The sequence below is a fragment of the Streptomyces sp. NBC_00582 genome (assembly GCF_036345155.1).
Classification (GTDB): domain Bacteria; phylum Actinomycetota; class Actinomycetes; order Streptomycetales; family Streptomycetaceae; genus Streptomyces.
Map to the genome: position 1 here is coordinate 7,099,887 of NZ_CP107772.1, position 20,077 is coordinate 7,119,963.

Here is a 20,077-nt window from a genome sequence, read left to right on the forward strand (position 1 = left end):
GAATGGCACGGGACTACGACAGCCAACTGCTCGAGTCGGTGGCGGTGCGGCGACGCCGGATGCGTGACGCGCTGCTGTTCGGCGCCCAGCGCGGCCGGCGCACGCTGGACGAGCGGCTCGGCAAGGTGTTCGCGGGCATAGCGATCGCGGCCGTGCTCTGCGCCGGCTGCGTCGGCTGGTCCTTCCTGCAGGCCACGCTGGCCAAGCAGAAGGCCGAGCAGGAGAAGCAGCAACAGCAGCAGGAGCAGCTCTACGATCCCGCGAGCAGCAGCCCGTCCACAGGCGCGAGTGGGGAGAAGCGGTGAAGAGGACGAGCATGGGTGTCGGGTGCACGGCAAATCGGCCGGATGGCCGGAAAGACGCGATGATAGGTTCCGGTGAGTGGTGAGCACTGCGACGACGTCTCGGACCCAGCTCAGCCGTATCACCCTGATCGGTGAACGGCGGCGCGCCGACCTCGTACTTCCGTCGGACACGCCCATCGGCCAACTGCTCCCCGACATACTGCGGTTGCTCGACGACCGGGTGGCCGCCCGGCCGACCACCCGTCAACTGGTCACCTCCGACGGCTCGGTGCTGCCGAACGACGCCACGCTGTCCTCGGCCGAGGTCGCCGACGGCGCCGTGCTCCAGCTCGTCCGGGCGCACGCCGCGCCCCCCGCGCCCGTCGTTCACGACGTCACCGACCTCGTCGCCGACGACCTCGACCTGCACGCCTGGCGCTGGCGCCCGGCCGCCCGCCGGGTCAGCGCCGGGGTCGCCACCGTCGTCTTCGCCGTGGCCGCCGCCGTCCTGGCCCGGCGCGAGTTCGCGCCGGCGTCCGTCGCCACCGCGCTCGCCGTCACCACCGCGGTGTTCCTGCTGGCCGGCGCGGTCGTCGCGAAGATCGGCGACGGCAACCGGGGACTGGCGACCGCGTTGCTGGCCGCCTCCGGCGGACTCGGCCTGCTCACCGCGTGGACCGCGGCCGACGCCCACGACTGGTCCGGCGAGGCCCGTCTCGCCGGTGTCGTCGCCGCGGTCGTCCTCACGCTGGTGCTGCTCGCCTACTTCTCGCCCCTCGGCCGGGGCGGGCTCATCGGGGCCGGGGCGGCCGTCGGCATGGCCGCCGTGTGGGAGGCCGTCGCCGCCGTGCAGGACCGTCCGGACCGGCTCGGCGCCGTGATGACCGTGTTCTCCGTGGTGCTGCTCGGGCTGCTGCCGCGGCTCGCGCTGATGGCCTCCGGGCTCACCGGCCTGGACGACAGGCGGTCCTCCGGGGTGTCGGTGAGCCGGCACCAGGTCTCCAACGCGCTCGCGGCGACCCACCGCGGCCTGGCGCTCGCCACCGTCGTCACCGCTACCTCGGCCGCCGCCGGCGGCTGGCTGCTGACCACCGCCGACGAGCCGACCGCGTGGACGGTCACCCTGGCCTCGCTCACCGCCGTGGTGCTGCTGTCCCGGGCCCGGGCCTTCCCGCTGGCCGCTGAGGTCGTGGCGCTGTTCACGGCGGCCGCCGTGCTCGTCGTACGCCTGGCCGTGCTCTGGCTGGACCACGCGGGGGGCGCCGGTGCGCTGGCCCTGCTGGGGGCCGCGGCGCTGCTGCCGCTGCTGGTCCTCGCGATCGAACCGCCCGAGCACGTCCGGATCCGGCTGCGGCGACTGGCCGATCTCGTCGAGTCCCTCGGGGTGATCGGTCTGTTCCCGCTGGCCGTCGGGGTGTTCGGCATCTACGGGCAACTGCTCGACAAGTTCTGAGGTCTGGGGGAAGGGCGACATGCCGAGCGGTGAGAACTGGCAGAACGACGTGCTGCGCGACCTGAGGGGCGGCGGACCCGGGGGTCCGCGGCCCGGCGTACCCGCGCAGCAGCCCGCGGCGGAGAACGCCCAGGCGCCCGGCCCGCAGGCCGAGAGCCCGGGCTACGGCTACCCGCCTCAGCAGCCTCAGCAGCACCAACCGCAGCCCGCCTACGGCTATCCCTCGCAGCAGCAGCCGCCGCAGCCGTACGCGGAACAGCCCTCGCAGCCGCAGCCGTACGCCGAACAGCCCCCCCAGCCCACCCCCCAGCAGCCCCCCCGCCGCGCCGCCCCCGACACCCGCCCCGTCGTGGACAAGCGCCTCGCCGCCGTCGGGCTCAAGCCCCGGCACGGTGAGCCCTTCACCACCCGCGCCCTGCGCGCCGTACGCCGCACCGTGTCGTCCTCCGCCGCGCGCGAGGTCGCCGAGACCACCGCGACCGCCGAAGTGCTCCAGCGTCCGGTCACCACCGGCCGGCAGATCGCCGTCACCTCCATCCGCGGCGGCTCCGGCAAGACCACCGTCGCCGCGCTGCTGGGCGCGACCTACGCCCACTACCGCCAGGACCCGGTGCTCCTCGTCGAGGCGGACCCGGCGCTCGGCTCGCTGCCGCTCAGGCTCGGCGCCGAGAGTCTGCGCTGGACCACCGGCGACCTCGCCGCCCTCGTCGAACCCCAGATGTCCCTGCTCGACATCACCGGCTACCTCGTCCAGCTCCCGGAGAACGCCTGGCTGCTGCCCGGCAGCCAGGGACAGGTCGGCGCGATGCTCGACACCCGCGGCTACGAACGGGTCATGGTGTCGCTGCGCCGCTACTTCGGGGTGACCGTCGTCGACTGCGAGACCCTGCCCGCCGAGGTGGCCCGTACCGCCCTGTCCGCCGCCCAGGCCCGGGTGCTCACCGCGCCCGCCACCCTGGAGGGCATCGCCAGCACCCGCTCGGTGCTGGAGTGGATGCGCGGTCTGCCCCGGGACATCACCACCACGACCGTCGTCGTCCTCACCGAGACGGCCCCGCACCCCGGACTCGACCTGGACAAGGCCGCCGAGCAGCTCAAGGCGACCGGCGCGAGCGTCCGCGTCCTGCCGTACGACCGCCATCTCGCGGCCGGCGGCGCCCTCCGCACCGATCTGCTCGCCCGCCCGACCCGGCAGGCCGTCACCCGGCTGGCCGCCGAGGTCTTCGAACTGTCCCAGAAGCGCCGTTGACCTCCCTCGACAGGACCTCTCGAAAGGCCCCCTCGCAGGGAACCCCGAAGGACAGACGATGAGTACCCGACTGATCCACCGCCCGGCGCGCACCACCCGCCCGCCGGCCGCCTCCGAGCCGCGCACCATAGAGGCCCCGCCCAACCTGCCCGAGGGCAAGGCGGGTTCCATCGCCACCTCGCTGCTGCCCGTCGCCGGCGTGATGTCCTCCGTCGTGATGATGACGGTCGTGCGCAACAGCCAGTTCGCCGGGCTCGGCGCGATCATCCTCGTCGTCACCCTGGTCGGCTCGCTCACCCTGGTCTTCTCCCAGCGCGGCAAGGCCCAGCGCACCCGCCGCACCCAGCGCGAGGCCTACCTCGCCTATCTGGAGGACCTGCGCGAGGAGCTCAGCAGGGAGGAGCGCGAGCGCGCCGAGACCGCCCAGGTGCTCAACCCGCCGCCGGACGCGCTGTACGACATCGTCCGCGACCCGGCGCGGCTGTGGGAGCGCCGACGGGTCGACGGCGACTTCCTGCGGGTGCGGGTCGGCACCGGCGAGATGCCGGTCCGGGACCTGAAGGTCGGTCAGCAGGGCTCGTCGGTGCTGACCCCGCCGGACCAGTTCATGCTGAACGAGGCGTCCGCGCTGATGGCCCGCTTCCGCACCGGCACCGATCTGCCGCTCACCGTGCCGCTGGACCGCGTCGGCAACATCAGCGTCATCGGCGCCCGTGAGGACACCCTGAGGGTCGCCCGCGCCCTCCTCGTCCAGGCCGCCGCCACCCACGCCCCCGACGACGTGGCGTTCGCGCTCGCCGCGCCCGGCGAGCGGATCGCCGACTGGGAATGGGCGAAGTGGCTGCCCCATCTGCTCGACTCCGAGCAGTACGACGGCCCCGTCGCGGCCCGCCGGATCGCGCCCTCCGTGCCCCAACTGGCCCGGCAGATCGGCCCCGAGCTGCGCCGCCGGGCCTCCTTCGCGGCCGAGGTGCGCCGCGGTCTGTCCGGCAAGGACGCCCTCGGCATGACCTCCCGGCTGCTCGTCGTCGCCGACGCGCACGGCGACGACGCCGTGGACCTGCCCCGGCCCGACGACGCCGTCGGGCTGCGGGAGATGGGCGTCACCCTCCTGCACCTGCTCGACGAACGGGTGCAGGAGCCGGGCAGCGTCGGCGTGCGCATCACCGTCGACGGCGAGCGGATCGCCATCGAGGACCTGCGCGAGGAGGAGCCGATCGGCGCCCACGGCACGGTCGACGAGATCGGCGTGCCCTTCGCCGAGGGCTTCGCCCGCATGCTCGCACCGCTCCGGCTGTCCGCCGACTCGATGGCCGCCGACGCCCCGCTCTCCGGCCCGGTCGACTTCGCCGAGCTCCTCGGCATCGAGGACGTGGCCGACCTCGACCTGACCCGGCTGTGGGCGCCGCGCGGCGAACGCGCCTTCCTGCGCGTACCCATCGGCGTCAGCGACTCCCACGAACCCGTCCTGCTCGACCTGAAGGAGTCCTCCGAACTGGGCATGGGCCCGCACGGCCTGTGCGTCGGCGCCACCGGCTCCGGCAAGTCCGAACTGCTGCGCACCCTGGTCCTCGCCCTCGTCGCCACCCACCCGCCGGAGGACCTCGCCATGGTCCTCGTCGACTACAAGGGCGGCGCCACCTTCGCTCCCTTCGCTGAACTCCCGCACGTGGCCGGCGTCATCACCAACCTGGAGAACCAGGCAGGGCTCGTCGAACGCGTCCACGCCTCCCTGGCCGGCGAGGTCAAGCGCCGCCAGCAGGTCCTCAAGGACGCCGGCAACGTCGCCGACATCGGCCACTACGCCGCCCTGCGCGCCGAGCGGCGCCCCGACCTCGACCCGCTGCCGCACCTCTTCGTCGTCATCGACGAGTTCGGCGAACTCCTCACCGCCAAGCCGGACTTCATCGACCTGTTCCTCTCCATCGGCCGCATCGGCCGCTCCATCGGCGTCCACCTGCTGCTGTCCAGCCAGCGCATCGAGGGCGGCAAGCTCAAGGGCCTCGACACCTATCTGTCGTACCGGCTCGGCCTGCGCACCTTCTCCGCCGACGAGTCCCGCACGGTCCTCGACACCACCGACGCCTTCCACCTCCCGCCGCTGCCCGGCTTCGGCTACCTCAAGGTCGACACCAGCCACTACGAACGCTTCAAGGCCGGCTACGTCTCCGGCGCCTACAGCGGCCCGGTGCGCCGCGAGCAGGAGGACACCGGCCCGCTCGCCCTGGAGTACGCGGCGTACAACACCCTCGGCCAGGAGGAGGGCGCCGCCCCGCAGGAGCCGCAGATGCGGCGCCGCGAGACCGGGCCCACCGAGATGGGCGTCATGGTCCAGCAGATCGAGCACGCCGGCGCCCGCCCCGTACGCCAGATCTGGCTGCCCCCGCTGCCCGAGGCGATCGCCCTCGACAAGGTGGCCGGTCCTCTGGAGGTCGGCCCCCGCGGCACCCAGCTCGCCAAGCGGCGCGGCCCGCTCCAGGTGCCGCTGGGCGTCCTCGACGACCCCACCAAGCAGTGGCAGGGCCAGTGGTACCTGGACCTCACCATGGCGGGCGGCCACGCGGCGGTCATCGGCGGCCCGCAGTCCGGCAAGACCACCCTGCTGCGCACCCTCGCCCTCTCCCTGGCGCTCACCCACACCCCGCAGGAGGTCGGGATCTACGGCCTCGACCTGGTCGGCGGCGGCCTCCAGGCGCTCGCCGGACTCCCGCACGTCGGCGGGGTCGCGGGCCGCGCCGACCGCGAGCGCGCCGCCCGCACCATCGACTCCGTGCGCGGCATGCTCGACCAGCGCGAGGAACTCTTCCGCGTCCACGGCATCGACTCCCTCGAACAACTGCGCACCCTGCGTGCGGCGGGCCGCCTCCCCGAGCTGGCCTCCACCGAGATCGTGCTGCTCATCGACGGCTTCGGCGCCCTGCGCGACGACTTCGAGGAACTGGACGACGCGGTCGTCGACATCCTCAAGCGCGGCGGCGGTTACGGCATCCACGTCGTCGCGGGCATGCTCCGCTGGAACGACGTGCGGATCGCTACGCAGTCCCAGTTCGGCACCCGGGTCGAGCTGCGCCTGAACGACCCCAGCGAGTCCAGCATCGAACGCAAGCTCGCCCAGACCCTCTCCCCCGAGGAGAAGGGCCGCGTCCTCACCGACGGCAAGCTGTTCGCGCAGGTCGCGCTGCCCCGCACCGACGGCCTCGCCGACACCGCCGACCTCGGCGCGGTCCTGGAGCGCGCCGCCCGCACGATCCGCGCCACCTGGACCGGCGAGGTCGCCCAGCCCGTCCGCGTCCTCCCGCACGTCCTCGAACCCCCCATGCTGCCCGGCCCGTCCGCCGAACCCCGCCGGGTCGCCGTCGGCCTGGACCAGACCCACCTGGCGCCGGTCCTGCTCGACCTGTTCCACCACGACCAGCACCTGCTGATCATGGGCGACAGCGAGTGCGGCAAGACCAATCTGCTCAAGGTGATCGCCCAGGGTCTGATCGAGCGCTACGGCGACGACGAGCTGGTCTTCGGCATCATGGACCCGCGGCGCGGCCTGCGCGGCGCGATCCCGGAGGAGTACCGGGGCGGCTACGCCTACAACGCCAAGCTCGCCGCCGGCCTCGCCGCGGGCATCGCCACCGAACTCGACAAGCGGCTGCCCGACGAGAGCACCGACGCCTCCGACCTGGAGCCCGGCAGCTTCTCCGGCCCCCGGATCGTGATCCTCGTCGACGACTACGACGTCCTCACCACCGCAGGCCAGCAACCCCTCGCCCCCTTCCTCCCGTACATCCCCTCCGCTCAGGACATCGGCCTGCACTTCGTCCTCACCCGGCGGGTCGCTGGTGCCTCCCGGGGCCTGTACGAGCCGCTGCTGATGGGCCTGCGCGAGTCCGGCGCGGCGGCGCTGGTGATGTCCGGCGACCGCAGCGAGGGCCAGCTCTTCACCGGTGTCTACGCCTCCCAGCAGCCGCCGGGACGCGGTGTGCTGGTCCGCAGGGGCGAGCCGAACCGACTGATCCAGACCGTCTACGCGGGGACGAGGTAGCCAGACCCATGACGAACGACCGCGGGGACGAGGGGGAGAACCGATGACGAAGGACGTCGTCGCGCTGACGAAGAAGATGCCCGACCCGCTCAGCGTGATCGCGGGACTGCTCTCCGGCGGCCCCGACACCCTGGTCGGCGCGGAGGAGGACGGCGCGCTGGTCCGCCTGCACGACGACCAGGGCCGCCCCCTGCTCTCGGTCGAGGCCCCGCTGCTCGTCCAGGTACGGGGAGAGGCCCACCGACTCCTCGGCGCCGACGAGCCGGAGGTCCCGTACTGGTGGACCGAGGCCCGCGCCACCACGGGGGTGCGCGAGGCCGAGGCCCTGGCCGGCACCTTCGCGGCCCGTGTCGCCACCCTGGTCGGCGGCACGGCCTGGCCCCGCGAGGCCGCGGCCTCGCTCGCCGTGGTGAACACCGAGGGCATGACCGCCGTCCCCGTGCCGGCCGCCGCGCAGCCCGCCGTGGACGTGCTCACCGACAAGGTCGCCGTGGTCATCCAGGACCGCCCGGTGGTGGCCATGACGGCCTGGCTCGCGCACACGTTCCGCGCGGCGGCCGAAGCCGAACTGGGCCTCCAGATCGTGACCCCGGCGGGCACCCGCCTCTCCCCGACGGTCCGGGGCGCCCTGCCCGGCTGGCCCTCGCGCTGGGTGGTGCAGGACGAGAAGTGCGGCTACTACGACGGCCTGTCCGGCGCGGTCCTGACCTGGGCGAACGGCCTGTTCGTGACGGTCGAGTCCCCCGACGCCACCCCGGAGGACCCCCGCACCCCGGTCGCCGAGTCCTTCACCCAGGAGATCGCCGACTCCGGCGAGCGCCAGCTCGCGATCTCCTTCCGCTGTGTCCACCCGGCGGACGACCGGCTCGTCCTCGGCGGTGCCCTGGAGGCGGTCTGGCGCGAGATCACCGGCGAGCCGCCGGCCGGCTGGGGCACCGAGGAACCGGCCAACCTGCCCTGGTCGCTGCGCCAGGTGACGGACGTGGCGTTCGAACGCGCACCGGCGCCGACCTGGCTGGTGGTCGTGGGCACCCCGGAACGCCCGGCCCTGGCGACGGTCCGGGTCTCCCGCACCAAGGGAGGCGTCGAGGAGGACGTCACCCTGGCCTTCGGCTACGGCCCCGGCGAGACCGTCCCCACGGACGCCTCGATCATGAAGGCGGCGGAGATCCTGGCCACCCGCCACGACCTCCAGTCGATGCTCGTCCAGGTCCGCAGGGCCCGCCGCGACCTCGCGGTGCCACCCCGCTTCGAGGGCCCGGGAGTCCCGTACGCCTTCGTCCTCGGCGCCGAGGAGGTCCGCACGATGCCGGGCGACCGGGCCCGGCGCACACCCTTGCGCGAAAAGCCCCGCGAACTGGGCCCGAAGACCCGCCCGGCCCTCTACTACCCCTTCCCGGGCAACCCGTCGGACCTGTCGGGCTGGAAGGACTTCGAGGGCTTGATGACCCACCTGAAGGGCTGAAGAAGCGTCAGGGCGGCGGACCTGAGGGGGCGCGGGGACCTGCGCGAGAAGCGAGGCACCACCCGCACTCGCCCACGCACAGCCCCCCACCCTGCCTAGGCGGAGACCTTCTCCCTCTCCCGCGCCCCCCGCAGGGGATCCTTCCGGAACGCCCAGTCCATCCGAGGCTCGATCACCCCCCGGAACACCCGCCGCACGGGCGAGGTGCACAACAGCGTGACGGCGACCGCGACACCCACACTCACGGCGATCTCCCCGAGAGGGCCATGCAGCGAGCGGTGGTCGAACACCCCCCGATACTCCGCTCCCTTGATGAGGAACCCGTGCAGCAGGTACCCGTACAGGGTCCCCGCCCCGAGCGAGGTGAACCACAGCGACCGCCCCGGCACCCACGCGAAGAAGCAGCCGGCGAGCACCAGCGAGCAGCCGAACAACGCGAGTTGCATGACGGGCCCCACCCACCAGGGAGCGGCCAGCTCCTGCGCGGAGTCCCGGTGGTAGAACCACGCCCCGTTCATCCGCGGCACCGCCCACCAGGCGAAGCCCAGCGCGCCCACGAACACCGGCACCGCCGCGATCCGCACCGAACGCCGCCGCACCAGGCGGAAGTGCTCGGCCCGCAGACCCAGCCCCAGTACGAAGAACGGCAGGAACTGAAGCACCCGCTGCAGGTCCAGGTCGTCGCCGATGTCGGGGCTGACGGAGGCCAGCATGGCGATGCCCAGCGCGACCGGCAGCGGATACCGCAGCGCCTTCCACAGCGGAGTGGTCAGCCGCCAGATGAACAGCGCGATCAGGAACCAGGTCAGGTAGTACGGGTCGAGGAGGCTGAGTTCCTGGCCGGGGCTGTGGTCGGCGTAGCGCTTGAAGAGCGAGTAGGCGGTCTCGAAGACGACGTACGGGACGACGACCCCGGTGACCAGCCGCTTCATCCGGCTCGGGCTCGCGTCGAAACTGCGGGAGAAGTACCCGGAGACGAGGATGAACGCCGGCATGTGGAACGCGTACACGACCAGGTACGCCGCCTGCAGCACTCGGCTGTCGCCCTTGAGCGGTTCCCAGGAGTGCGCCACGGCCACCAGCACGATCGCCAGGTATTTGGCGTTGTCGAAGAACGCGTCACGCCGGCCCGAGGGCGGCTGCGACGGCCGGCCGGGGGATCTGTCCGGGGCCGGGTGGTGCTGGTCGTTCTGGTTCTGGGACGAGCGCGGGCTCTGAACGAGAGACGAGACGGCGTGGAACATTTGAGGCACCCTAGCGTCGCTTGTGCGTATTCGTAAAACACCCCAGGTCATTCTCGCAATTGCGGGAGCCCGTAAGGAGCCTTACCCCCTCGGCTGTCCGCAATGTCGGCATTCATCCCGACTAAAAGGTGCATAACCCCCGTTGTGTGGCTGGTGCTGACGTGCCGTCGGCCATAATTCGAAATACCTGCGCACACGTTGTGTGGAGACGGAAACGATCTCCTTCAATTCCTGTGGCGGGTACGCCTCGAATTGCCGTGCAGAGCATCCGCGCGCGAACGGTGTCCGCAATGATGCGTCACGGGCCGCATGGGGAGGGCGTGTTGGTGGCACGATGGTCTCGGGAGTGCGGACCTAGCGAGGGTGTGTGATCAGTCGTGGCGATTTCACTGTCAGTGGTGCTGCTGTTGGCCATCATCCTGGTGGTGCTGATCAGAGGGGGGAGCATCAAGGCGGGCCCCGCCATAGTCGCCATCCTCTTCGGCTTCTTCCTCGCCTCCACCGGCATGGCACCGTCGATCAACCGGTTCCTCGACTCGCTCGCGGACACGATCAACTCGATCAGTTTCTGACCGCCGGGACCCCGGAACACGCCGAAGGCCCAGGGGAGAGGATTCCGACCTCTCACCCGGGCCTTCGACGTACAGAGCGGGCGACGGGAATCGAACCCGCGTAGCTAGTTTGGAAGACTAGGGCTCTACCATTGAGCTACGCCCGCACGCATCGCGCCGCAGGTCAGCCGAGCGCGGCACTGCACGCATCGTAGCGGGTCGACACCACTGCCCGCACACCCTTCCCGCCGCGCGCCCCCCTCCGCTCCCCGTGCTCCGCAAATGCTGCGGTCGGACGGCCTGCGGGCATGTACCCTACGTGTCGCACCAGACGGGGTGTGGCGCAGCTTGGTAGCGCGTCCGCTTTGGGAGCGGAAGGCCGTGGGTTCAAATCCCGCCACCCCGACCACCAGCGCGATCATGAGCGCCGTCCTTCCGTGCGATCACCCTCCGCATCCGGCCGGTGATCGGCCGGTGACCGTCTTTTGGGCGGCTCAGCCGCTGCGGTTACTATGCAAGCTGCGCGCTCGTGTGTCCCGGCCCACTCGGCCGGAGAATCCTCCCGGGCGGCGAATCGCCGGGCCTGTCGGGCTCCGGCGGACCCCAAGAAGTCAGCCACAAGGAGACCGAACCGTGAAGAGCGCCGTGGAGACCCTGAACCCGACCCGGGTTCGGCTCACTGTCGAGGTGCCCTTCGAGGAGCTCAAGGACAGCCTCGACGCGGCGTACAAGAAGATCAACCAGCAGGTCACGGTGAAGGGCTTCCGCAAGGGCAAGATCCCTGCCCGCGTCATCGACCAGCGGTTCGGCCGCGGTGCGGTCCTGGAGGAGGCGGTCAACGACGCGCTTCCGAAGTTCTACACCGAGGCGGTCAACGAGGCGGAGATCGACGTCCTCGGTCAGCCGGAGGTCGACATCACGGAGCTGAAGGACGGCGAGACGCTGAACTTCACCGCCGAGGTCGACGTCCGCCCCGCCCTGGAGCTCCCCGAGGACTTCTCCTCCATCGAGGTCGAGGTCGACGCCGTCGAGGTCACCGACGAGGACATCGACAAGTCCGTCGAGCAGCTCCGTGAGCGCTTCGCCTCCACCTCCCCGGTCGAGCGCGCCGCCGAGGACGGCGACGTCGTGACCGTGGACCTGCAGGCCAAGGTCGACGGCGAGGTCCTGGAGGACGGCGTCGCCGACGGCGTCTCCTACACGATCGGCTCCGGCGAGCTGCTCGAGGGCATCGACGACGCCGTGAAGGGCCTGGAGGCCGGTGGCGAGGCCACCTTCACCTCCGAGCTGAAGGGCGGCTCCGCGGCCGGCAAGGAGGCCGAGGTCACCGTCAAGGTCACCCAGGTCGCCGCCCGCGAACTGCCCGAGCTGGACGACGAGTTCGCGCAGCTCGCCTCCGAGTTCGACACCCTGGAGGAGCTGCGGGCGGACAGCCGCAAGCGCCTTGAGAACATGAAGCAGTACGACCAGGCCACGCAGGCCCAGGAGCGCGTCCTCGAGAAGCTGCTGGAGCTCGTCGAGGTGCCCGTCCCCGAGAAGCTCCTCGAGGACGAGATCAACACCCGCAAGCACAACCTGGAGCACCACCAGCTCGGCCAGATGGGCCTGACCCTCGACAAGTACCTGGAGATCCAGGGCAAGACCGCCGAGGAGTTCGACACCGAGACCCGTGAGGCCGCGGTCAAGGGCATCAAGACCCAGTTCGTCCTGGACGAGCTCGTCAAGCGCGAGAAGCTGAACGTGAACCAGGAGGAGCTCACCGAGCACCTCATGCGCCGCGCCGCCTCCTCCGGCATGTCCCCCGACCAGTTCGCCCAGGCGGTCGTCGAGGGCGGCCAGGTTCCGCTCCTGGTCGGCGAGGTCGCCCGCGGCAAGGCCCTGGCCACGGTCGTGGAGTCCGCCACCGTCAAGGACACCAACGGCGAGATCGTCGACCTCGACGACGACGAGGACGAGACCGAGGACGAGGCCGCCGCCGAGACGGCCGAGGCCGCCGACGCCGACGCCGAGGGCGAGGAGAAGGCCGAGGAGAAGACCGAGGGCTGAGCCTCGCGCTCCCTCCGGCTCTTCTCAGAGTCTCCTCCGAGTCCGCTCTGAGGCATGTGCGACGGGCCCCGGAACCCTGTGTTCCGGGGCCCGTCCGCATATGCGCACCGTTACGCGCCGCTACGCCCCGGGCGAACACCCCTCTCTCCGGGATTCTCCGAAGGGAGCCGCGCGTTAGGGTCCATGAATACGAGGGCAGGGGAGTCCCCGTTGCCCCCGGCAGTACACGTGAGACGGCCCGGCGCCGTCGTAAGACGAGCAGGTGGAGACGTGACGAATCTGATGCCCTACGCCGCCGGCGAGCCCTCCATCGGTGGTGGCCTCGGCGACCAGGTCTACAACCGGCTGCTCGGCGAGCGGATCATCTTCCTCGGCCAGCCGGTCGACGACGACATCGCGAACAAGATCACCGCACAGCTGCTGCTCCTTGCCGCCGACCCGGACAAGGACATCTACCTGTACATCAACAGCCCCGGCGGTTCGATCACGGCCGGTATGGCGATCTACGACACCATGCAGTTCATCAAGAACGACGTGGTGACCATCGCCATGGGCCTCGCGGCCTCGATGGGCCAGTTCCTGCTCAGCGCGGGCACGCCCGGCAAGCGCTTCGCGCTGCCGAACGCCGAGATCCTGATCCACCAGCCCTCCGCCGGCCTGGCCGGCTCGGCCTCGGACATCAAGATCCACGCCGAGCGGCTGCTGCACACCAAGAAGCGCATGGCCGAGCTCACCTCGCAGCACACCGGCCAGTCGGTCGAGCAGATCACCCGTGACTCGGACCGCGACCGCTGGTTCGACGCGTTCGAGGCCAAGGAGTACGGCCTCATCGACGACGTCATCCCCACGGCCGCGGGCATGCCGGGCGGCGGCGGCACCGGGGCGGCGTAGGACACGACCGACGGCACCGGTCCCCGACGGGTCCACGGCCGACGACCGAGGCCCGGGTGACCTCCCGGGACGCCGGGTCCGCACGATCCCACCGCGTCGATGGAGACTTGTGGGTGTCACCGGACCTCACCGGTCACGGTGACCCGGCAGCCCGCACGGCCCCGCCCCCGCAGCGGCCCGCGGTCCCCGGAAGGCCTCACGCCCCGCAAGGGCCGGCCCCGAAGGGCTTGAGGTCCCGAAAGGGCTTGCAGGTCCCGGAAGGGATCGCAGGTCCCCGAAGGGCTCGCAGGTCCCGGAAGGGGTCGCAGGTCCCCAAAGGGCTCGCAGGTCCCGAAGGCTCGCAGGTCCCGAAAAGGCCCACCGGTCCCGGAAGGGACCACCGGCCCCGCAGGCCCCGCAGGTCCCGCGAGAGCTCGACAGGTCCCGTAAGGCGGCCCATGAGCCCCGTGAAGGCCTCCACGGGCCCCGCAGGGGTCACGAGGCCGCCACGGAGCCCCGAGGCCCCCGTGGAGCCCGTGGAGCCCGTCAGGGCCCCCACGGAGTCCCCGAGGCCCTCGTGGAGCCGACCGGGACCGGCCGAGGCCACCGGACGGACCGAGGCCACCGGAACGGCCCAGGCCCACCGGAACGGCCGGAGTCGCCGGGACCACGACCGTGAGGACGTCGCCGTCGAAGACCCAGAGGGATCCTGCCGTCAGAGTCCCGCCCGCCCCTCCCAGCCCACCGCCCCACCCTCTCTCCAGGAGACACCGTGAACGACTTCCCCGGCAGCGGCCTCTACGCCCGCACGGCGGCCGAGTACACCGGCCCCCGCGCCGAGTCCCGCTACGTCATCCCGCGCTTCGTCGAGCGCACCTCCCAGGGCATCCGCGAGTACGACCCGTACGCGAAGCTCTTCGAGGAGCGCGTGATCTTCCTCGGCGTGCAGATCGACGACGCCTCCGCCAACGACGTCATGGCGCAGCTCCTGTGCCTGGAGTCGATGGACCCCGACCGCGACATCTCGGTCTACATCAACAGCCCCGGCGGTTCCTTCACCGCGCTGACGGCGATCTACGACACCATGCAGTTCGTCAAGCCCGACATCCAGACGGTCTGCATGGGCCAGGCGGCCTCCGCCGCCGCGATCCTGCTGGCGGCCGGTACGCCGGGCAAGCGCATGGCCCTGCCGAACGCGCGCGTGCTGATCCACCAGCCGTACAGTGAGACCGGCCGTGGTCAGGTCTCCGACCTGGAGATCGCGGCCAACGAGATCCTCCGGATGCGTTCGCAGCTCGAGGAGATGCTGGCCAAGCACTCGACCACGCCGATCGAGAAGATCCGCGAGGACATCGAGCGCGACAAGATCCTCACGGCCGAGGACGCCCTGTCGTACGGCCTGATCGACCAGATCATCTCCACCCGGAAGATGAACAACAGCTCTCTGCGTTGACGCACTGGGCCCTCTCGTCCGTACCCCTTGGCACGGTGTGACACGGTCCACGCGGAAGCGAACCGTGCCAAGGGGGGCCCGAACGGGGGTCCCGGCAAGGTACCGTCGGAATAAGGCAGCACCAGGAGCCGCTGGATTCGAAAGTGTCCAGGCGTCTCCCAGGCGAAGGGGAAGCACACCGTGGCACGCATCGGTGACGGCGGCGATCTGCTCAAGTGCTCGTTCTGCGGCAAGAGCCAGAAGCAGGTCAAGAAGCTCATCGCAGGGCCCGGTGTGTACATCTGCGACGAGTGCATCGATCTCTGCAACGAGATCATCGAGGAGGAACTCGCCGAGACGAGCGAGGTGCGCTGGGAGGAACTCCCCAAGCCCCGCGAGATCTACGAGTTCCTGGAGGGGTACGTCGTCGGCCAGGAGGCCGCGAAGAAGGCCCTCTCGGTCGCGGTGTACAACCACTACAAGCGGGTCCAGGCCGGTGAGAACGGCGGAGCCCAGGGCCGCGACGACGCCATCGAGTTGGCGAAGTCCAACATCCTCCTGCTCGGCCCCACGGGCTCGGGCAAGACCCTTCTCGCACAGACCCTCGCCCGCATGCTGAACGTCCCGTTCGCCATCGCGGACGCCACGGCGCTGACGGAGGCGGGCTATGTCGGCGAGGACGTCGAGAACATCCTCCTCAAGCTCATCCAGGCCGCCGACTACGACGTCAAGAAGGCCGAGACCGGGATCATCTACATCGATGAGATCGACAAGGTCGCCCGGAAGAGCGAGAACCCCTCCATCACGCGCGACGTGAGCGGCGAGGGTGTGCAGCAGGCGCTGCTGAAGATCCTGGAGGGCACCACGGCCTCCGTCCCGCCGCAGGGCGGACGCAAGCACCCGCACCAGGAGTTCATCCAGATCGACACGACGAACGTCCTGTTCATCGTGGGCGGCGCCTTCGCGGGCCTGGAGAAGATCATCGAGTCCCGGGCCGGCGCCAAGGGCATCGGCTTCGGCGCGACGATCCGCTCCAAGCGGGAGCTGGAGGCCAAGGACCAGTTCGAGGACGTCATGCCCGAGGACCTGGTGAAGTTCGGCATGATCCCGGAGTTCATCGGCCGTCTCCCGGTCATCACCTCGGTCCACAACCTGGACCGCGAGGCCCTGCTCCAGATCCTGGTCGAGCCGCGCAACGCGCTGGTCAAGCAGTACCAGCGCCTGTTCGAACTCGACGGCGTGGAACTCGACTTCGAGCGTGAGGCGCTGGAGGCCATCGCCGACCAGGCCATCCTCCGCCAGACCGGCGCCCGTGGTCTGCGCGCCATCATGGAGGAGGTCCTGATGTCGGTGATGTACGAGGTCCCGTCCCGCAAGGACGTGGCCCGCGTGGTCATCACGGCCGACGTCGTCCACTCCAACGTCAACCCGACCCTGATCCCGCGTGAGCAGCGCGGCGGCCGGGGTCCGGGCGAGCAGAAGACGGCGTGACGCCGAAGCGGTACAGGTGAAGGGGCCCCGGTCGACCGACCGGGGCCCCTTCCGTCGTCACTGCGGCGGCCAGGGGGTGTTTCGAAAGTCCCGCACAGCACCCGCACAGGACTTACGAAACATCCTCTAGGCCTTGACGCGGACTTCCTTGCGTACGCCGGCTGCGATCTTCGCCGACTCGTCCAGCGTGTAGGTCTTGGCTCCGGCGGTGGGTTCGACCACGCCCATGGTGCTGTAGTCCGCCCAGATGCAAATGTAGGTCTTCTGCGTCTTCTTCGTGACGGCGTTCTCGGTCTCCGCCTGCTGGCACTTCATGACCGCGCCGTCGAGGCCGTCCGGCTCGACGGTCTGCGCGTCGCCGATCAGCTTGACGTCGCTGTCGGACTCGGCCTTCATCTGTGTGAAGGTGGTGTCCAGTGCCTTCTGCGGGTCCGCCACCTTGCCGTAGATGCCGGCGAGCGTGACGTTCTCGGCGGTCTGCGCCTTGACGAGCGCGTCGGGGTCGCTGGTGTCCAGGGACGTCAGGTCCATCGTCGAGTAGAGGGCGGCGACCGACGTGGCGTCGGTGACCCCGGCCTTCGCGAGGTCCTTCGCGTCGCTGGAACTCGCTGCCTCCTCCGCCGAGTCGCCCATCCGCTTGTACTTGGAGGAGAGCAGGGAGGTCGGCGCGGTCAGCTTGTGCGGCCCGTCGTCCTCCAGGCCCCCCGCCCCGCTGTTGGTGCCCAGCACGAAGAACGCGCCCACGCCGATCGCCACGACCACCGCGACCGCGCCGAGGATGATGCCGACCTTCTTGCCGCCGCCTCCGCCCGGGGCCGGGGGCTGGGGGACGCCGTAGGGGGCCTGGCCGTACGGGGGCTGCTGGCCGTAGGCGACGGTCGGCTGCTGGCCGTAGGGGCCGGCCTGCGGGGGCTGCGCCGGGTAGCCGTAGCCGGGCTGCGGGGCCGGGGGCTGCTGGGGGTAGCCGTAGCCGGGCTGGGGCGCCTGCGGCGGCTGGCCGTACGGGCCGGGCTGGCCGTACGGTCCGGGCTGCTGGGGCTGCCCGCCGTACGGGCCCGGCTGGTTGTGACTCATTCTGGGTTCCCCTCCAGATGCTTATGTGATTTTCACATCCTGGCTCAAACCCAGTACCTGCTCGGCGGCGGGGCCCCGACCGTTACAAGGCAAACACGTTTCGGGACGGCCCCGTGACACCCCTAAACTGGCCCCGTGACCGAGAACGCTCAGCAGCAGCCACCAGCGACCCACACCGAACTGCCGACCCAGTACGCGCCGGCCGACGTAGAGGGGCCGCTGTACGAGCGCTGGGTAGAGCGGGGTTACTTCGAGGCGGACGAGAAGAGCGACAAGCCGCCGTACACCATCGTCATCCCGCCGCCGAACGTCACGGGCAGCCTGCACCTGGGCCACGCCTTCGAGCACACCCTCATCGACGCCCTCACCCGCAGGAAGCGCATGCAGGGCTACGAGACGCTGTGGCAGCCCGGCATGGACCACGCCGGCATCGCCACGCAGAACGTCGTCGAGCGTGAGCTGGGCAAGGAGGGCAAGTCCCGTCACGACCTCGGCCGCGAGGCGTTCGTCGAGCGCGTCTGGCAGTGGAAGGGCGAGTCCGGCGGTCAGATCAGCGGCCAGATGCGCCGCCTGGGAGACGGCGTCGCGTGGTCGCGTGAGCGGTTCACCATGGACGAAGGGCTGTCCCAGGCCGTCCAGACCATCTTCAAGCGCCTCTACGACGACGAGCTGATCTACCGCGCCGAGCGCATCATCAACTGGTGCCCGCGCTGTCTGACCGCCATCTCGGACATCGAGGTCGAGTACCAGGACGACGACGGCGAGCTCGTCTCCATGAAGTACGGCGAGGGCGAGGACACCATCGTCGTCGCCACCACCCGCGCCGAGACGATGCTCGGTGACACGGCCGTCGCCGTCCACCCCGACGACGAGCGCTACCAGCACCTGATCGGCAAGCTGATCCGGCTGCCGCTGACGGATCGTTCCATCCCGGTCGTCGCGGACACCCACGTCGACCCGGAGTTCGGCACCGGCGCCGTCAAGGTGACCCCGGCGCACGACCCGAACGACTTCGAGATCGGCCAGCGCCACGACCTGCCGTCCCTGACCGTCATGGACGAGCACGCCGTCATCACGACCCACGGCCCCTTCCAGGGCCTGGACCGGCTCGAGGCCCGCTCCGCCATCGTCGCCGCGCTGCGCGCCGAGGGCCGGATCGTCGCCGAGAAGCGCCCGTACGTCCACAGCGTCGGCCACTGCTCGCGCTGCAAGACCACCATCGAGCCGCGCCTGTCCATGCAGTGGTGGGTCAAGGTCGGCCCCCTCGCCAAGGCCGCCGGTGACGCGGTCCGCGACGGCCGGGTCAAGATCCACCCGCAGGAGATGGAGAAGCGCTACTTCGACTGGGTCGACAACCTCCACGACTGGTGCATCTCGCGGCAGCTGTGGTGGGGCCACCGCATCCCGGTCTGGTACGGCCCGAACGGCGAGGTCGTCTGCGTCGGCCCCGACGACGAGGCCCCCACCGGCGAGGGCTGGCGTCAGGACACAGACGTCCTCGACACCTGGTTCTCCTCCGGCCTGTGGCCGTTCTCCACGCTCGGCTGGCCGGAACGGACCGAGTCGCTCGCGAAGTTCTACCCGAACTCCGTCCTGGTCACCGGCTACGACATCCTCTTCTTCTGGGTCGCCCGGATGATGATGTTCGGCCTGTACGCGATGGACGGCACCCCGCCGTTCCACACCATCGCCCTGCACGGCATGGTCCGTGACCAGTTCGGCAAGAAGATGTCGAAGTCCTTCGGGAACGCGGTCAACCCGCTGGACTGGATGGACAAGTACGGCAGCGACGCCCTCCGCTTCACCCTCGCCCGCGGCGCCAACCCGGGCGTCGACGTCCCGATCGGCGAGGACTGGGTCCAGGGCTCCCGCAACTTCGCGAACAAGATCTGGAACGCCACCCGCTTCGCCCTGATGAACGGCGCGACGGTGGACGGCCCCCTGCCGGACGCCTCGGCCATGTCGGCGACGGACCGCTGGATCCTCTCCCGCCTCAACTCGGTCGTCGCCGAAGTCGACGCGTTCTACGAGGACTTCCAGTTCGCCAAGCTCTCCGACGCCCTCTTCCACTTCGCGTGGGACGAGGTCTTCGACTGGTACGTCGAGCTGTCCAAGACGACGTTCCAGGCGGGCGGCGAGCCGGCGAAGGTCTCCCAGCGCGTCCTCGGCGAGGTCCTCGACGTCACCCTGAAGCTGCTGCACCCGGTGGTCCCGTTCGTCACCGAGACCCTCTGGACCACCCTCACCGGCGGCGAGTCGATCGTCATCGCGGACTGGCCGAAGGACTCGGGCTTCCGGGACCCGGCCGCCGAGCAGGAGATCGAGACCCTCCAGTCGGTGATCACCGAGGTCCGCCGTTTCCGCGCCGACCAGGGCCTCCAGCCCGGCCAGCGCGTCCCGGCCCGGCTGACCCTCGACGGCACGGCGCTGGCGCCCCACGAGGCCGCCATCCGCCAGCTCCTGCGGCTCCAGCCGGAGGGCGAGGCCTTCTCGGCCACCGCCACCCTCCCGGTCTCCGGCGCCACGGTCGCCCTCGACCTGTCCGGCACGATCGACGTGGCGGCGGAGCGCAAGCGCCTCGCGAAGGACCTCGCGACCGCCGAGAAGGAAAAGGCCCAGGCAACCGCCAAGCTCGGCAACGAGGCCTTCCTGGCGAAGGCCCCGGACAACGTGGTGGACAAGATCCGCACCCGCCTCGCCAAGGCGGACGAGGACATCGCCCGCATCGGCGCCCAGCTGGAGCGCCTGCCGCAGGCGTAAGGCCTCGTAGGACGATGGAGGGCCCCGGGACCACTCAGTGCCGGGGCCCTGCCGCAACCTCGGGGGCGCGGGGAACTGAGCGACCAGCCACAGACGACCTGCAGCCGCCGTACGAGACCAGC

General features: G+C 70.7%; 13 protein-coding genes and 2 tRNA genes. 12 read left to right on the forward strand and 3 right to left on the reverse strand.

Features of this window, described 5'->3' with window-relative positions; all coding sequences use genetic code 11:
* Window positions 1-2: 2 nt before the first annotated feature.
* The 5 genes from OG852_RS32185 to OG852_RS32205 all read left to right on the forward strand — a co-directional run bounded on the left by OG852_RS32185 (window position 3) and on the right by OG852_RS32205 (window position 8,487).
* Window positions 3-305, forward strand: a complete 303-nt coding sequence (locus OG852_RS32185; protein ID WP_133911616.1) for a hypothetical protein — start codon at window positions 3-5, stop codon at window positions 303-305.
* Window positions 306-381: 76 nt separating this feature from the next.
* On the forward strand, window positions 382-1,737 hold the full coding sequence (eccD, locus tag OG852_RS32190) for a type VII secretion integral membrane protein EccD (RefSeq protein WP_330349799.1): 1,356 nt from the start codon (window positions 382-384) through the stop codon (window positions 1,735-1,737).
* 19 nt (window positions 1,738-1,756) lie between these two features.
* The gene (locus tag OG852_RS32195; protein ID WP_330349800.1) at window positions 1,757-2,986 is read left to right on the forward strand and encodes a nucleotide-binding protein; all 1,230 of its coding nucleotides are present in this window, start codon (window positions 1,757-1,759) and stop codon (window positions 2,984-2,986) included.
* A gap of 58 nt (window positions 2,987-3,044) precedes the next feature.
* Complete coding sequence (gene eccCa, locus OG852_RS32200) at window positions 3,045-7,022, forward strand: type VII secretion protein EccCa (RefSeq protein ID WP_133911619.1); 3,978 nt, start codon at window positions 3,045-3,047, stop codon at window positions 7,020-7,022.
* Window positions 7,023-7,065: 43 nt separating this feature from the next.
* The gene (locus OG852_RS32205; RefSeq protein WP_133911620.1) at window positions 7,066-8,487 is read left to right on the forward strand and encodes a DUF6177 family protein; all 1,422 of its coding nucleotides are present in this window, start codon (window positions 7,066-7,068) and stop codon (window positions 8,485-8,487) included.
* 95 nt (window positions 8,488-8,582) lie between these two features.
* On the opposite strand, the gene OG852_RS32210 is transcribed toward OG852_RS32205, so the two are convergent.
* Window positions 8,583-9,731 carry an acyltransferase family protein gene (locus tag OG852_RS32210; RefSeq protein ID WP_330349801.1) on the reverse strand — a complete coding sequence of 383 codons (1,149 nt, stop codon included), beginning with the start codon at window positions 9,729-9,731 and terminating at the stop codon, window positions 8,583-8,585.
* Between the two features lie 377 nt (window positions 9,732-10,108).
* On the opposite strand from OG852_RS32210, the gene OG852_RS32215 reads away from it, so the two are divergent.
* Window positions 10,109-10,303, forward strand: coding sequence for a hypothetical protein (locus OG852_RS32215; protein WP_030779494.1), 195 nt, complete (start codon window positions 10,109-10,111; stop codon window positions 10,301-10,303).
* 75 nt (window positions 10,304-10,378) lie between these two features.
* Here OG852_RS32215 and OG852_RS32220 read toward each other — a convergent pair.
* Window positions 10,379-10,449 (reverse strand) — tRNA-Gly (locus tag OG852_RS32220).
* Window positions 10,450-10,614: 165 nt separating this feature from the next.
* Here OG852_RS32220 and OG852_RS32225 point away from each other — a divergent pair.
* From OG852_RS32225 to clpX, 5 genes are all read left to right on the forward strand, one after another.
* A tRNA-Pro gene (locus OG852_RS32225) sits at window positions 10,615-10,691 on the forward strand.
* A gap of 224 nt (window positions 10,692-10,915) precedes the next feature.
* Window positions 10,916-12,328 (forward strand): trigger factor, encoded by a 1,413-nt coding sequence (gene tig / locus OG852_RS32230; protein ID WP_330349802.1) that lies wholly within the window; start codon window positions 10,916-10,918, stop codon window positions 12,326-12,328.
* 282 nt (window positions 12,329-12,610) lie between these two features.
* Complete coding sequence (locus OG852_RS32235; RefSeq protein WP_030967072.1) at window positions 12,611-13,219, forward strand: ATP-dependent Clp protease proteolytic subunit; 609 nt, start codon at window positions 12,611-12,613, stop codon at window positions 13,217-13,219.
* Between the two features lie 751 nt (window positions 13,220-13,970).
* Entirely contained in the window at window positions 13,971-14,651 is a 681-nt protein-coding gene (locus tag OG852_RS32240; protein WP_133911623.1) for an ATP-dependent Clp protease proteolytic subunit, read from the forward strand.
* Window positions 14,652-14,831: 180 nt separating this feature from the next.
* Complete coding sequence (gene clpX, locus OG852_RS32245; protein WP_133911624.1) at window positions 14,832-16,121, forward strand: ATP-dependent Clp protease ATP-binding subunit ClpX; 1,290 nt, start codon at window positions 14,832-14,834, stop codon at window positions 16,119-16,121.
* Window positions 16,122-16,247: 126 nt separating this feature from the next.
* Here clpX and OG852_RS32250 read toward each other — a convergent pair whose 3' ends face one another.
* Entirely contained in the window at window positions 16,248-17,195 is a 948-nt protein-coding gene (locus OG852_RS32250; RefSeq protein WP_330349803.1) for a hypothetical protein, read from the reverse strand.
* A gap of 135 nt (window positions 17,196-17,330) precedes the next feature.
* Between OG852_RS32250 and OG852_RS32255 the strand changes: the two genes are divergently transcribed.
* A complete protein-coding gene (locus tag OG852_RS32255; protein ID WP_330349804.1) occupies window positions 17,331-19,955 on the forward strand; it encodes a valine--tRNA ligase in 2,625 nt (874 codons plus the stop codon).
* The last annotated feature ends 122 nt before the right edge of the window (window positions 19,956-20,077 follow it).

What these genes read in the sequence shown, in the direction of transcription:
- OG852_RS32205 (WP_133911620.1), top strand. Translation starts at nt 7,066, where the DNA reads ATGACGAAGGACGTCGTCGCGCTGACGAAGAAGATGCCCGACCCGCTC.
- OG852_RS32235 (WP_030967072.1), top strand. Translation starts at nt 12,611, where the DNA reads ATGCCCTACGCCGCCGGCGAGCCCTCCATCGGTGGTGGCCTCGGCGAC.
- OG852_RS32250 (WP_330349803.1), bottom strand. Translation starts at nt 17,195, where the DNA reads ATGAGTCACAACCAGCCGGGCCCGTACGGCGGGCAGCCCCAGCAGCCC.
- OG852_RS32185 (WP_133911616.1), top strand. Translation starts at nt 3, where the DNA reads ATGGCACGGGACTACGACAGCCAACTGCTCGAGTCGGTGGCGGTGCGG.
- OG852_RS32210 (WP_330349801.1), bottom strand. Translation starts at nt 9,731, where the DNA reads ATGTTCCACGCCGTCTCGTCTCTCGTTCAGAGCCCGCGCTCGTCCCAG.
- OG852_RS32195 (WP_330349800.1), top strand. Translation starts at nt 1,757, where the DNA reads ATGCCGAGCGGTGAGAACTGGCAGAACGACGTGCTGCGCGACCTGAGG.
- eccCa (WP_133911619.1), top strand. Translation starts at nt 3,045, where the DNA reads ATGAGTACCCGACTGATCCACCGCCCGGCGCGCACCACCCGCCCGCCG.